The sequence below is a fragment of the Micromonospora sp. WMMD737 genome, assembly GCF_049179055.1.
In the GTDB taxonomy this organism is placed as follows: Bacteria; Actinomycetota; Actinomycetes; order Mycobacteriales; family Micromonosporaceae; genus Micromonospora; species Micromonospora reichwaldensis.
Genome location: NZ_JBMHMH010000001.1, coordinates 7,350,813 through 7,362,747 on the forward strand (window position 1 = coordinate 7,350,813; position 11,935 = coordinate 7,362,747).

Here is an 11,935-nt window from a genome sequence, read left to right on the forward strand (position 1 = left end):
ACTCCGGATAGTGACGAAGAAACTCCAGGTCGTGACGATCGTCGATACCGATGGTCGTCGCAGCGCACCCGATCCGCCACCCGCGGAGATCGACCTGTCGCCCGGTCGCCCTATTTCACCAGCCGGGGGACGTGTGATCTGCTGTCGCGTGGCGACCACCGAACATCCAAGCGAACTTGTGGGGAGTCGCGTGGAAACGACGACCGAGGAAGCCGGCGAGCCCGGAGTCCTGCTCCTGGTGGGCTCCAGCGGCGGCCACCTGGCCCAACTGCTCGCCCTGCGCCCGTGGTACGAACGCTGGCGGCGGTGCTGGGTCACCTTCGACACACCCGAGGCGCTCTCGCTGCTGGCCGGCGAGGAACTCGTCCCGGCGCACCACCCGACCACCCGCAACGTGCCGAACCTGCTGCGCAACGCCGTCCTCGCCTGGCGGGTGCTGGGCTCGCGCCGGGTCGCCGCGGTGGTGACCACCGGCGCCGGGGTGGCGGTCCCGTTCGTGGTGCTGGCCCGGCTCCGGCGCGTGCCGACCGTCTACATCGAGGTGTACGACCGCATCGACACCCCGACCCTGACCGCCCGGCTCTGCCGGCCGTTCCTCTCCGCGATGCTCGTGCAGTGGGACGAGCAGCGCCGCCAGTACCCGGAGGCCACCGTCGTGGGGACCCTGCTGTGAGCGCCGAGAGCACCGGAACCGCCCCCGTCCACCGCGTCGCCCCCGGCCGTCCCCGGCCCGCGCCCGCCATCCGGGTGCCCCGGCCGCGCGACTCCGGCGGCCTCGCACAGGCCCGGCTGCTGGTCGCCGTCGGCACCGACAAGCATCCGTTCGACCGCCTGGTGGGCTGGCTGGAGGAGTGGCATCCCGCCGTCGCCGAGGACGTCGGGCTGACCGTCCAGCACGGACACACCCGGGCCCCCGGGGTGCCCGGGGCGATGCCCTTCCTCGGCCACGACGAGCTGCAGACGGCGATGGCCGAGGCCGACCTCGTGGTCTGCCACGGCGGCCCCGCCACCATCCTGGAGGCCCGCCGGCACGGTCACCTGCCGATCGTCGTCCCACGGGACCCGACCCGGGGCGAACACGTCGACGACCACCAGCAGTTGTTCGCCCGTCGCCTGGGCGCGGCCGGCATGGTGGCGCTTGCCGAGACCCGGGAGGCGCTGTTCGAGGCGCTCACCGCGGGCCTCGCCGACCCGTCGCGGTTCGCCGTCGCGGCCGACCCGGACGCGTCCCGGGCGCGCCGCGCGGCGGTCGAGCAGGTGGGACGGATCGTGGAGGACCTGGTGGCCGCGTCGACCGGACGACGGCAGCGGACGAGGTGGCGGCCGTGGGCACGGCCGGGCCGGAACGGAGAGCGGCGATGACCGAACACCCGAGCGTGAGCGCGGTGGTGCCCACCCGGGACCGCCCGGAGCTGCTCCGGGTCGCCGTGCGCGCCATCCTCGACCAGGACCACCCCGGCCCGATCGAGGTGGTGGTGGTCTACGACCAGTCCGAGCCGGACGCCTCGCTGGCCGAGCTGTCCCGCCCGGACCGGGTGGTCCGGGTGATCCGCAACGAGCGCGCCCCCGGCCTGGCCGGCGCCCGCAACTCGGGCGTCCTGGCCGCCACCGGCGAGCTCGTCGCGTTCTGCGACGACGACGACGAGTGGCTGCCCGGCAAGCTGCGGGCCCAGGTCGAGGCGCTGGCCGCCCACCCCGACGCGGAGTTCGTCAGCTGCGGCATCCGGGTCAGCTACGACGGGCACACCGTCGACCGGGCGCTGCCGAAGGACTCGGTCACCCTGGCCGACCTGCTGCGGGACCGGATGACGGAGCTGCACCCGTCGACCTTCCTGATCCGCGCCGCCGCGCTGCGCGACGGGTTCGGGCTGGTCGACGAGGAGATCCCGGGCAGCTACGCGGAGGACTACGAGTTCCTGCTCCGGGCCGCCCGCAGCGCGCCGCTGGTCAACCTGCGCACGCCGTACGTGCTGGTGCGCTGGCACAAGCGGTCCTACTTCGCGCAGCGCTGGGACACCATCTCCGAGGCGTTGCAGTGGCTGCTGGAGCGCTACCCCGAGTTCGGCACCCAGCCGGCCGGCGAGGCGCGGGTCACCGGGCAGATCGCCTTCGCCCGGGCCGCGTCCGGCGACCGGCGGGGCGCGATGCGCTGGGCCCGGCACACCATCCGGCGCAACCCGCGCGAGCCGAGGGCGTACCTGGCACTCGCCGTGGCCGGGCGGATGGTCCGCGCCGACGCGGTGCTGCGCACCCTGCACAAGCGCGGCCGGGGCATCTGAGCCGCGTTCATGGCCGGGTGCGTCGCTCCGCGGCGTCGAACGCGGGCGCGAGCGGGGCCAGCGCCGCGCGGAGCTGATCGGGCAGTGAGCCGGAGGGCACGACCAGTCCTCCGGCTCCGAAGCCCTCGGCGGCCGCGTTCCCGGCCGGCTGGAGCCAGCCCTCCAGTGCGATGCGCACCGCCGCGGCCACGCTTGCCGCGAGGACGCGGGCCGTGTGCGCTCCGGCGTCACCCAGGCGTCCGGCGATCGCTGCCGTGAGCGGGGGCTCGATGCCGGTGGTGGTGTCGAGGAACGCCTCGCGCAGCGCGGTCCGGGTGGTGATCAACAGCAGCACCTGGCGTTCGTGCTCGCCGGTGTTCGCGTACTGCTCGATAACTGCCTCGGTGACGACGTCGGCCAGGCGCGCTCCTGCGGGCCGGGCCGTGACCGCCGCCGCGATCCGCGCCTCCCGGTCGGCGGTGACGGCGGAGACGATCGCCTGCTCCCGGCTGGCGAAGTAGTTGTTGTAGGTGCGCGGCGAGACCCCGGCCGCCTCGGCGATGTCCTCGACCCGCACCTGGTCCGGTCCGTGCTGCACGGCCAGGCGCAGGGCCGCCTCGCGCAGCGCCTCGCGCGTGGCCTGCTTCTTCCGCTCCCGCAGCCCTGATGGTGGTGGCGTCGTCACGGTGTGAGGGTCCCACGCAGGGCTACGCGCCCGCAAAGTTGCGTGAACGAAAACTTGCGTGCACGCACGTCTCCTGTCAGTCTCGACCCGACCGGGACCGACGGAGAGGACGCCGCCATGCGCGCAAGGGGAATGACCTACGACACCGGATTCGTCGTGCACGGCCAGACGTCCCGCGAGCACTTCGATCCTGCGGTGGTCCGGCGCGAGCTCGCCATCATCCGCGACGACCTGCACTGCAACGCGGTCCAGATCATCGGCGGCGACCCGGATCGACTGGAGCTGGCCGCCGGCGCCGCCGCCGAACTCGGCCTGGAGGTCTGGTTCTCGCCCTATCCGCTGGAGCTGGATCCGGAGCAGATCCTCACGCTCTTCCACGACTGCGCCGAGCGGGCGGAACGGCTCCGGCAGCAGGGGGCCGCAGTCGTGTTCGTCGCAGGGGTCGAGCTGAGCGTGATGAACCGCGGGTTCCTGCCCGGCGAGAGCCCCGAGGATCGGGTCGCGCGGCTGTTGAGCCGACCCGAACGGCGGGCCGAAGCCATCCGCGAACTCGGCGTGCACATCAACGCGTTCCTGCGCGACGCCGTGGCCACGGTCCGCGAGCGCTTCCAGGGCAGGCTCACCTACGCGTCCATCCAGTTCGAGCAGGTCGACTGGACCCCCTTCGACATCGTGGCGTTCGAGCTGATCCGCTCCGCCGGGGTCGCCGACCGGTTCCGGGACGCGGTGCGCACCCTGGCCCAGGGCCCGAAGCCGCTCGCCATCACCGGGTTCGGCACCGCGGCCTACCGCGGCGCGGGAGACCGCGGCGGGCGGGTGCTGGAAGTGGTCGAGTACGACCCGGAGACCAGGGTCCCGGTCCGGCTCGACGGCGTACACGAGCGGGACGAGGCCGGCCAGGCCACCTATCTGAGCGAGCTCCTGGAGATCTTCGAGACCGAGGGCGTGGACAGCGCGTTCGTGTTCCTGTTCGCCCTGCCCGGCTACCCGCACCGCCCGGACGGCGACCCCAGGGACGACCTGGACCGGGCCAGCCTGGGCATCGTCAAGCTGCTCGAAGGACGCCGTGGGCAGACGTACCCCGACATGGAATGGGAGCCCAAGGCCGCCTTCGCGGCGGTGGCACAGCGCTATCGGAGGTGACAGGCCCGGAGCAGAGGGAAGCGGCTGAGGCCGGGCGGGGCGGGCCACCCCGGCGGTCGCGGCGGGCCGTGCCGCGTCCGCAGGGCGGGACGCGGCGGGCACCGCACGGCGGCGGCCACCGGGCGTGACAGACTGACCGCTGTGTTGCGCTGGTTGACTGCAGGGGAATCGCACGGTCCCGCCCTCGTCGCGATGCTGGAGGGCGTACCCGCCGGCGTCGAGGTGACCACCGGGGACATCGCCGGTGAGCTGGCCCGGCGCCGGCTCGGCTACGGCCGGGGCGCGCGGATGTCGTTCGAGCAGGACGAGGTGGAGGTCATCGGCGGGCTGCGGCACGGGGCGACCCTCGGCAGCCCGGTCGCGATCCGCGTCGGCAACTCCGAGTGGCCCAAGTGGCGCACCGTGATGGCCGCCGACCCGGTCGACGCGGAGGAACTGGCCAGCCAGGCCCGCAACGCGCCGCTCACCCGCCCCCGTCCGGGCCACGCCGACCTGGCCGGCATGCAGAAGTACGGCCACACCGACGCCCGGCCGATCCTGGAACGGGCCAGCGCGCGGGAGACCGCCGCCCGGGTCGCCGTCGGCACGGTCGCCAAGGCGCTGCTCCGGCAGGCCCTCGGCATCGAGATCGTCTCGCACGTGGTGGAGCTGGGCCCGGTCGCCGCCAAGCCGGGGCTGCGCCCCACGCCCGCCGACGCCGACCGCATCGACGCGGACCCGCTGCGCTGCCTCGACCCGGAGGCCAGCGCCCGGATGGTCGCCGAGGTCGACGCCGCGAAGAAGGCCGCCGACACCCTGGGTGGTGTGGTCGAGGTGCTGGCGTACGGGGTGCCGCCGGGCCTGGGCAGCCACGTGCAGTGGGACCGCAAGCTCGACGCCCGGCTCGCGACCGCCCTGATGTCGATCCAGGCCATCAAGGGCGTGGAGATCGGCGACGGTTGGCAGCAGGCGCGCTCCCGGGGCTCCGAGGCGCACGACGAGATCATCCCCACCGCCACCGGCGTACGCCGGGTCACCGACCGGGCCGGCGGGCTGGAGGGCGGCATCACCACCGGCGAGCCGCTGCGCGTGAAGGCCGCGATGAAGCCGATCTCGTCGCTGAACCGGGCCCTGGCGACCGTGGACGTCACCACCGGCGAGCCGGCCACCGCGATCAACCAGCGCTCGGACGTCTGCGCCGTGCCCGCCGCCGCCGTCGTCGCCGAGGCGATGGTGGCGCTGGTGCTGGCGGAGGCCGCCACCGAGAAGTTCGGCGGCGACTCGGTCGCCGAGATCCGCCGCAACCTGGCCGGCTACCTCGACGCCCTGGTGATCCGGTGAGCGCGGGCCGGCGGGCGGGGCGCGCGGCGGTTCGGCGGTGCCGCTGATGGCGCCGGTCTGCGTGCTGGTGGGGGCGCCCGGCTCGGGCAAGACCACCGTCGGGCTGGCGCTTGCCGAGCTGCTCGGCGTGGAGTTCCGCGACACCGACCTGGACATCGTGCGCCTGGCCGGCAAGCCGATCTCCGAGATCTTCATCGACGAGGGTGAGGACCACTTCCGTACCCTCGAACGGGCGGCCGTGGCGGCGGGGCTGGCCTCGTGCGAGGGCGTGCTCGCCCTCGGCGGCGGCGCGGTCCTCGCCGAGGAGAACCGCGCCGCCCTCATCGGGCACCCCGTGGTGCACCTCTCCGTGGAGCTGTCCGACGCGGTGAAGCGGGTCGGGCTCGGCGGGGGCCGCCCGCTGCTGGCGATCAACCCCCGGGCGACGCTGAAGTACCTGCTGGACCAGCGCCGCCCGCTCTACACCGAGGTGGCCACCGCGACGGTCGTCACCGACGGGCGGGAACCGGCGGAGATCGCCGCCGAGATCGCCGCGCTGCTCAAGCGCTGAGCCCGCACGGGCCGCTGCCCCGGCGGCCGGGTCAGTCGCGGGCGATGCCGTCGAGCACGTCGGCCAGGCCCTTCGGCTCGCTGAGCATCGGCCAGTGGCCGGTGGGCAGCGCGTACAGCCGGCCGCCGGCCAGCCCGGCGAAGAACGGGTGGCCCTGCGCGATCATGTCCTCGACCACCGCGAGCGGGAAGGTGCTCGCCACCAGGGCCGTCGGTACCGCGCGCCCACCGGTGCGATGGACCGGGTCGGTGGCGGCGCGCAGCGGGTGGGCGGTGGCCCGCCGCCGCAACAGCGCGAGCGCGGCAGGAGTCAGCCCGGCCAGGTTCTGCGGGTCCTCGGCAGGATCGAACGCGGGCGGCGGCAGCAGGTGCCCGTCGCCGATCTCGGCGCGCAGCCGCTCCTGCTCCTCGGGCGGGTTGCTGTCGAACTGCGACATGCCGTCGGGCATCGGCCCGCTCTCCACATAGACCACCTGGGCGATCCGCTCGCCGAGGCGGTCCGCCGCCTGGTCCACCGGCAGCCCGCCGCCGGAGTGGCCCACCAGCACGACGTCGTGCAGCTCCTCCACCTCGATCAACCGGACGATGTCGGTGGTGTGTGTCTCCAGGCCGACCTCCGGACCGGCGAGGTGGGCGCGCTCGGCCACCCCGGTCAGCGTCACCGGGTGCACCTCGTGGCCCTGCCCGCGCAGCGCCGCCGTCACGTCGCGCCACGCCCAACCGCCCAACCAGAACCCCGGTACCAGCACGAACGTCGCCATCGCGGCCTCCCTCTCTCGTTGTTCGCGATCACCGTACGATCGAATCCGGACGCTTTCCGCCCGCTTTGAAGGAGTGGTACGTGTCGCATCCCGCCGCCCGGGTGCTCGGCATGCTCGAACTGCTCCAGAGCCACCACCGGCTCACCGGGGCGGAGCTGGCCCGCCGGCTGGGGGTGGACGGGCGTACGGTGCGCCGCTACGCCGCCACCCTGGCCGAGCTGGGCATCCCGGTCGCCGCCGAGCGGGGCCGCCACGGCGGCTACCGGCTGCGCCCCGGCTACAAGCTGCCGCCGCTGATGCTCACCGACGACGAGGCCGTCGCCGTGCTGCTCGGTCTGGTCGCCGCCGAGCGGCTCGGGCTGGGCACCGAGGAACCGGCGACCGCGACCGCGCTGGCCAAGATCCGCAGGGTGCTCCCGCCCACGCTCAGTGACCGCCTCGCGGCGGTGCAGGAGCACCTCGGCTTCACCCTGCGGCGATCGGCGCCGCAGCCCCGGCCCGCGACCGGGACGCTGCTCACCCTCGGCGCCGCCGCTCGGCACCGGCGCCGGGTACGGCTGGAGCACCGTTCCTCCTCCGGCACGGTGACCCGCCGGGAGCTCGACCCGTACGGGCTGGTCTTCCACTCCGGCCGCTGGTACGTCACGGGCCACGACCACCTGCGCGGGGAGGTGCGCACGTTCCGACTGGACCGGATCGGTGAGGTGCTGCCGGGGGAGGAGACCTTCACCGTGCCCCACGGCTTCGACCCGGTCGCCCAGGTGACCCGCTCGCTGGCCCGCGTCCCGTACGCCCACGACGTCGAGGTGCTGCTGGAAGCCGACCTGGCCGCCGCCCGACGCCGCCTGCCGCCCAGCGTGGCCGAGCTGAGTACGACCGACGGAGGCGTGCTGCTGCGCGCCCGCGCGGAGAACCTGGCCGGGATGGCCCAACTGCTCGCGGGGCTGGGCTGGCCGTTCACCGTCGTACGCCCCGAGGCCCTGCGCGCCGAGGTCGCCGCGCACGCCCGGGGGCTGGCCGCGTGGGCGGCCCGGGTGCCCGGGTGATCCCGCCCCGGGGGGCGGCCCGCGCGGTCCCGCCCCGGCGCGGGAACGGGTGGCCACGAAGTGGACAGTTCCCCCCTCGGATCGGGCGGCTGGACTAGGCTGCCGGCGATGGACGAGGTGACCCGGATCCCGGTCGGCGGCGAGCGCCCGTACGACGTGCTGGTGGGACGCGACCTGCTCGACGCGCTGCCCGGGCTGCTGCCGGACGCGACCCGGGTGGCGGTGCTGCACGCGCACCCCCTCCGGGAACTGGCCGACGCGATCGGCGGGCGGCTGCGCGCCGCCGGCGTCGCACCGCTGCTGATCGAGGTGCCGGACGCCGAGGCGGGCAAGCGCATCGACGTGGCGGCGACCTGCTGGGACCGGCTGGGCGAGGCGGGTTTCACCCGTACCGACGCGGTGGTGGGCGTCGGTGGCGGCGCGGTGACCGACCTGGCCGGCTTCGTCGCGGCCTGCTGGCTGCGGGGGGTGCGCTGGGTTCCGGTGGCGACCTCCCTGCTGGGCATGGTCGACGCGGCGGTGGGCGGCAAGACCGGGATCAACACCGCCGCCGGCAAGAACCTGGTCGGGGCGTTCCACCCGCCGGTCGGCGTCCTCGCCGACCTGACGACGCTGGACAGCCTTCCGCAGGCCGACCTCGCCGCCGGCCTGGCCGAGGTGGTCAAGTGCGGCTTCATCGCCGACCCGGTGATCCTCGACCTGGTGGAGCGGGACCGGGCGGCGGCCACCGACCCGACCGGCCCGGTGACCCGCGAGCTGATCGAGCGGGCGATCCGGGTGAAGTCCGACGTGGTCTCGGGCGACCTGCGCGAGTCGGGCGTGCGGGAGGTGCTCAACTACGGTCACACCCTGGCCCACGCCATCGAGAAGGCGGAGGACTACCGCTGGCGACACGGCCACGCCGTGTCGGTCGGCGTCGTCTACGCCGGTGAGCTGGCCCGACTGGCCGGGCGGCTGGACGCTCCCACCGCCGAGCGGCACCGGACGGCCATGGCGGCGCTCGGCCTGCCCACCAGCTATCCCGCCCAGGCCTGGCCCGGACTGCTCGCCACGATGCGGGTGGACAAGAAGGCCCGGGGCAACCAACTGCGTTTCGTCGTGCTGGACGGGCTGGCCCGGCCGGCGATCCTGGAGGGCCCGGACGACGAGCTGCTGGAGGCGGCCTACCGCGAGGTGGCCGCGTGAAGGTCCACGTGTTGAACGGGCCGAACCTCGGCCGGCTCGGCACCCGACAGCCGGACGTCTACGGGGCGACCAGCTACGCGGATCTGGTGACGCTCTGCGAGTCGACCGGGCGGGAGCTCGGCCTGGACGTGACGGTCCGGCAGACCGACGCCGAGCACGAGCTGCTGGCCTGGCTGCACGCCGCAGCCGACGAGGGCGCCGCCGTGGTGCTCAACCCCGCCGCGTGGTCGCACTACTCGTACGCGGTCCGGGACGCCTGCGCCATGCTGCGCGGGCCGCTGGTCGAGGTGCACATCTCCAACATCCACGCCCGCGAGGAGTTCCGGCACCACTCGGTGGTGTCGGCGGTGGCGACCGGGGTGATCTGCGGCCTCGGCGTCGACGGCTACCGCCTGGCCCTGCACCACCTGGCCGCACTGATCCGCTGACCCCCGGTCGCCCCCCCGCCCGTCCTGCCCGCCGCGCCCATCCCGCCCGTCCTGCCGCCGCGCGCGTCCCGCCCGCCGCGCGCGGAAGCGGCGAGATGAGTGCCAGTGGCACGCTCTGCGCTCCAGCCGTCGTGACGGTGAGTGACATCTCTCCTCATTGCTGTCAGTGACCGCCTGGGTGGCTCGTGCTCCCTACCCTTCCGACGCTTTGCTCTGCATCCAAATTCGCACCACGGGGATGAGCTGGGATTTCTTGTCGGCGGCGATTCGTGGCCGGAGGCGGCAGAGTGACTATGCGTAACTGGTGCCTCCATGGGTGCAGAGCAAAGGGAGCGTGGAGGGGCCCTGCTGGGGAGCGTGGCAGCTTACGGAGCGTGAGCGTCGGCGTGCGTTGTCGCCGGCAACCCCGCAAGGTGGCTGGGCCGGCGGCTCGGCCGGCGGAGCGACGGCGGCTGGGCGGCTGCGAGGCGACGGCGGCTCGGCTGGCGGGGCGGCGGAGCGGAGCCGCGGGGGCGACAGCGGCTCGGTCGGTCGGCGGGCAACCAGTGGCGGGACCGGCGGGGCAACTGCGGCAGCGGCGGCGGCGAACGGTGGGGCGCGGTGGAAAGCGTCGCGAGCGGGCGGCGGGAAGCGGCGGACAGCGACGTTCGGCGCAACTAGTAGACTTGCCAGGTCTGTCCGCCAATTGATGATCAAGGCAGGAAATGGCCACCACCAACGACCTGAAGAACGGCCTGGTACTCAACCTCGACGGAGAGCTCTGGGCCGTCGTCGAGTTCCAGCACGTCAAGCCCGGTAAGGGTGGTGCGTTCGTGCGTACCACGCTGAAGAACGTGCTGTCCGGCAAGGTGGTCGACAAGACCTTCAACGCGGGCACCAAGGTCGAGACCGCGACCGTGGACAAGCGCACCATGCAGTACCTCTACGCCGACGGCGAGGACTACGTCTTCATGGACCTGGAGACGTTCGACCAGATCAACGTGCCGGGTGCCACCGTCGGCGACGCGGCAAACTACCTGCTGCCCGAGGCTGAGGCGACCGTGGCCACCCACGAGGGTGTCCCGCTCTACATCGAGCTTCCGACCAGCGTCGTGCTGGAGGTCACGTACACCGAGCCGGGCCTGCAGGGCGACCGGTCGACCGGCGGCAACAAGCCGGCCACCGTCGAGACCGACGCGACGGTCCAGGTGCCGCTCTTCATCACCACCGGCGAAAAGATCAAGGTCGACACCCGCGACGGCCGTTACCTCGGCCGCGCCTGATGGCCGAGGGCCCCAAGCAGCAGATGCCTGCGCGCCGCAAGGCGCGTAAGCGGGCGCTGGACGTGCTCTTCGAGGCCGACCTGCGGGACCGCCCGCCGGTCGAGGTGCTCGCCGGCTACATCGAGCGGATCGAGAAGCCCCGACCCGAGCACCTGGGATACGCGGTGAGCCTCGTCGAGGGCGTGGCCGCCCACCTCGACCGGATCGACGAGGTGATCGCCAGCTACGCCGAGGGGTGGACGCTGGACCGGATGCCGGCGGTCGACCGCAACCTCGCCCGGATCGCGGTCTACGAACTGCTCTACGTCGACGAGATCGACGACGCGGTGGCCATCAGCGAGGCCGTCGAGCTGGCCCGGCAGATGTCGACCGACGACTCGCCGCGCTTCCTCAACGGCATCCTCGGCCGCATCGCCGAGTACGCCACCCGCTGACGCGGCGCACGTCACACCCAGACGTGCGTCACAGCCAGTGTGCTCAACAGGCGGGACGCGACACGAACGACGACGACGAGAGGGGCCCGTGCCGGACGGCACGGGCCCCTCTCGCGTTCCTGGTCAGCTGGCGAAGAACGCCCGCGGGTCGGCGACCAGCACGCCGTGCTCGGTGAGCCGCTCGATCAGGCCGGACGGCGAGGCGTCGTACACGATCGCGAGCGCGCGCAGGTCGTCGGCGCGGATGGAGAGCACGCGGCCGTTGTAGTCACCGCGCTGCTGCTGGATGGCACGCGCGTACCGGGCGACGTAGGCGAGGTCCTCGGAGGCCTCGTCGTAGAGCCGCTCCAGGTCGAGGACGATCTTGCTGGTGGGCTCGTGGCGAACCCCGCTGCCGTCGGGCAGCAGCTCCGAGACGGGAACGCGGTAGAAGTCGGCAAGCTCGGCCAGGCGCGACACCGTGACGGCGCGGTCGCCGCGCTCGTAGGAGCCGACCACCACCGCCTTCCACCGCCCGTTCGACTTCTCCTCCACGCCCTGCAGGGACAGGCCCTGCTGCTGGCGGATGGAGCGCAGGCGGGCGCCCAGAGACTTGGCGTATTCAGAGGGCATTAAACACTCCCAGTGCTGCTCGGGGTTCTCCCAGCGATCGCTACGGAGCGTGACGGTACGGGGATTGGCACAACTGGTCAAGTGGTCGTGACCTTACCGTTGGGATCACCGGGGGAGTTGTCCCCATTTCGCCGGGCTGACCAGGGGGTCAGTGGCCGGCGGCGGTCGGTGCGGTGACCACTGGTAACGTGGCGGGAAGCCCCGGTCCGGGCCGCTCGCGTCCCGGTACCGGCATCCGACGTCCTTTAACGA

14 protein-coding genes are annotated in these 11,935 nt (G+C 73.4%); 11 read left to right on the forward strand and 3 right to left on the reverse strand.

The genetic code is table 11. The annotated features are described in order from the left end of the window. The first annotated feature begins 190 nt into the window (after positions 1–190). From ACN27A_RS32575 to ACN27A_RS32585, 3 genes are all read left to right on the forward strand, one after another. Positions 191–673, forward strand: coding sequence for a UDP-N-acetylglucosamine--LPS N-acetylglucosamine transferase (locus ACN27A_RS32575; protein WP_421458262.1), 483 nt, complete (start codon positions 191–193; stop codon positions 671–673). A 68-nt stretch (positions 674–741) separates the two neighbouring features. After that, positions 742–1,362, forward strand: coding sequence for a glycosyltransferase (locus tag ACN27A_RS32580; RefSeq protein WP_421458718.1), 621 nt, complete (start codon positions 742–744; stop codon positions 1,360–1,362). Further along, the gene (locus tag ACN27A_RS32585; protein ID WP_421458263.1) at positions 1,359–2,279 is read left to right on the forward strand and encodes a glycosyltransferase family 2 protein; all 921 of its coding nucleotides are present in this window, start codon (positions 1,359–1,361) and stop codon (positions 2,277–2,279) included. Before ACN27A_RS32580 ends, ACN27A_RS32585 begins: the two co-directional genes overlap by 4 nt. A gap of 7 nt (positions 2,280–2,286) precedes the next feature. Here ACN27A_RS32585 and ACN27A_RS32590 read toward each other — a convergent pair whose 3' ends face one another. Continuing rightward, the gene (locus ACN27A_RS32590; protein WP_421458264.1) at positions 2,287–2,943 is read right to left on the reverse strand and encodes a TetR/AcrR family transcriptional regulator; all 657 of its coding nucleotides are present in this window, start codon (positions 2,941–2,943) and stop codon (positions 2,287–2,289) included. Between the two features lie 117 nt (positions 2,944–3,060). Between ACN27A_RS32590 and ACN27A_RS32595 the strand changes: the two genes are divergently transcribed. The 3 genes from ACN27A_RS32595 to ACN27A_RS32605 all read left to right on the forward strand — a co-directional run bounded on the left by ACN27A_RS32595 (position 3,061) and on the right by ACN27A_RS32605 (position 5,956). Then, positions 3,061–4,086 (forward strand): hypothetical protein, encoded by a 1,026-nt coding sequence (locus ACN27A_RS32595; RefSeq protein WP_421458265.1) that lies wholly within the window; start codon positions 3,061–3,063, stop codon positions 4,084–4,086. Positions 4,087–4,227: 141 nt separating this feature from the next. Continuing rightward, positions 4,228–5,406, forward strand: a complete 1,179-nt coding sequence (aroC, locus tag ACN27A_RS32600; protein ID WP_421458266.1) for a chorismate synthase — start codon at positions 4,228–4,230, stop codon at positions 5,404–5,406. Positions 5,407–5,452: 46 nt separating this feature from the next. Continuing rightward, on the forward strand, positions 5,453–5,956 hold the full coding sequence (locus tag ACN27A_RS32605; protein WP_421458721.1) for a shikimate kinase: 504 nt from the start codon (positions 5,453–5,455) through the stop codon (positions 5,954–5,956). 31 nt (positions 5,957–5,987) lie between these two features. On the opposite strand, the gene ACN27A_RS32610 is transcribed toward ACN27A_RS32605, so the two are convergent. Next, positions 5,988–6,716, reverse strand: coding sequence for an alpha/beta fold hydrolase (locus tag ACN27A_RS32610; RefSeq protein ID WP_421458267.1), 729 nt, complete (start codon positions 6,714–6,716; stop codon positions 5,988–5,990). Positions 6,717–6,796: 80 nt separating this feature from the next. Here ACN27A_RS32610 and ACN27A_RS32615 point away from each other — a divergent pair, with 80 nt between their 5' ends. The 5 genes from ACN27A_RS32615 (at position 6,797) to nusB (ending at position 11,071) form a co-directional block, all read left to right on the forward strand. Then, complete coding sequence (locus ACN27A_RS32615) at positions 6,797–7,762, forward strand: helix-turn-helix transcriptional regulator (RefSeq protein ID WP_421458268.1); 966 nt, start codon at positions 6,797–6,799, stop codon at positions 7,760–7,762. A gap of 108 nt (positions 7,763–7,870) precedes the next feature. Then, positions 7,871–8,947 carry a 3-dehydroquinate synthase gene (aroB, locus tag ACN27A_RS32620; RefSeq protein ID WP_421458269.1) on the forward strand — a complete coding sequence of 359 codons (1,077 nt, stop codon included), beginning with the start codon at positions 7,871–7,873 and terminating at the stop codon, positions 8,945–8,947. Then, entirely contained in the window at positions 8,944–9,375 is a 432-nt protein-coding gene (aroQ, locus tag ACN27A_RS32625) for a type II 3-dehydroquinate dehydratase (RefSeq protein WP_421458270.1), read from the forward strand. Before aroB ends, aroQ begins: the two co-directional genes overlap by 4 nt. A gap of 704 nt (positions 9,376–10,079) precedes the next feature. Next, the gene (efp, locus tag ACN27A_RS32630) at positions 10,080–10,637 is read left to right on the forward strand and encodes an elongation factor P (protein WP_132240163.1); all 558 of its coding nucleotides are present in this window, start codon (positions 10,080–10,082) and stop codon (positions 10,635–10,637) included. A gap of 23 nt (positions 10,638–10,660) precedes the next feature. Then, positions 10,661–11,071 (forward strand): transcription antitermination factor NusB, encoded by a 411-nt coding sequence (nusB, locus tag ACN27A_RS32635; RefSeq protein ID WP_172896683.1) that lies wholly within the window; start codon positions 10,661–10,663, stop codon positions 11,069–11,071. A gap of 123 nt (positions 11,072–11,194) precedes the next feature. On the opposite strand, the gene ACN27A_RS32640 is transcribed toward nusB, so the two are convergent. After that, positions 11,195–11,683 carry a transcriptional regulator gene (locus ACN27A_RS32640; RefSeq protein ID WP_013285505.1) on the reverse strand — a complete coding sequence of 163 codons (489 nt, stop codon included), beginning with the start codon at positions 11,681–11,683 and terminating at the stop codon, positions 11,195–11,197. Between the last annotated feature and the right edge of the window lie 252 nt (positions 11,684–11,935).

Excerpts from the sequence above, each read along its gene's own strand:
- ACN27A_RS32585 (WP_421458263.1), top strand. The coding sequence starts at position 1,359 with ATGACCGAACACCCGAGCGTGAGCGCGGTGGTGCCCACCCGGGACCGC.
- ACN27A_RS32595 (WP_421458265.1), top strand. The coding sequence starts at position 3,061 with ATGCGCGCAAGGGGAATGACCTACGACACCGGATTCGTCGTGCACGGC.
- ACN27A_RS32605 (WP_421458721.1), top strand. The coding sequence starts at position 5,453 with ATGGCGCCGGTCTGCGTGCTGGTGGGGGCGCCCGGCTCGGGCAAGACC.
- ACN27A_RS32610 (WP_421458267.1), bottom strand. The coding sequence starts at position 6,716 with ATGGCGACGTTCGTGCTGGTACCGGGGTTCTGGTTGGGCGGTTGGGCG.
- aroB (WP_421458269.1), top strand. The coding sequence starts at position 7,871 with ATGGACGAGGTGACCCGGATCCCGGTCGGCGGCGAGCGCCCGTACGAC.
- efp (WP_132240163.1), top strand. The coding sequence starts at position 10,080 with ATGGCCACCACCAACGACCTGAAGAACGGCCTGGTACTCAACCTCGAC.
- nusB (WP_172896683.1), top strand. The coding sequence starts at position 10,661 with ATGCCTGCGCGCCGCAAGGCGCGTAAGCGGGCGCTGGACGTGCTCTTC.
- ACN27A_RS32640 (WP_013285505.1), bottom strand. The coding sequence starts at position 11,683 with ATGCCCTCTGAATACGCCAAGTCTCTGGGCGCCCGCCTGCGCTCCATC.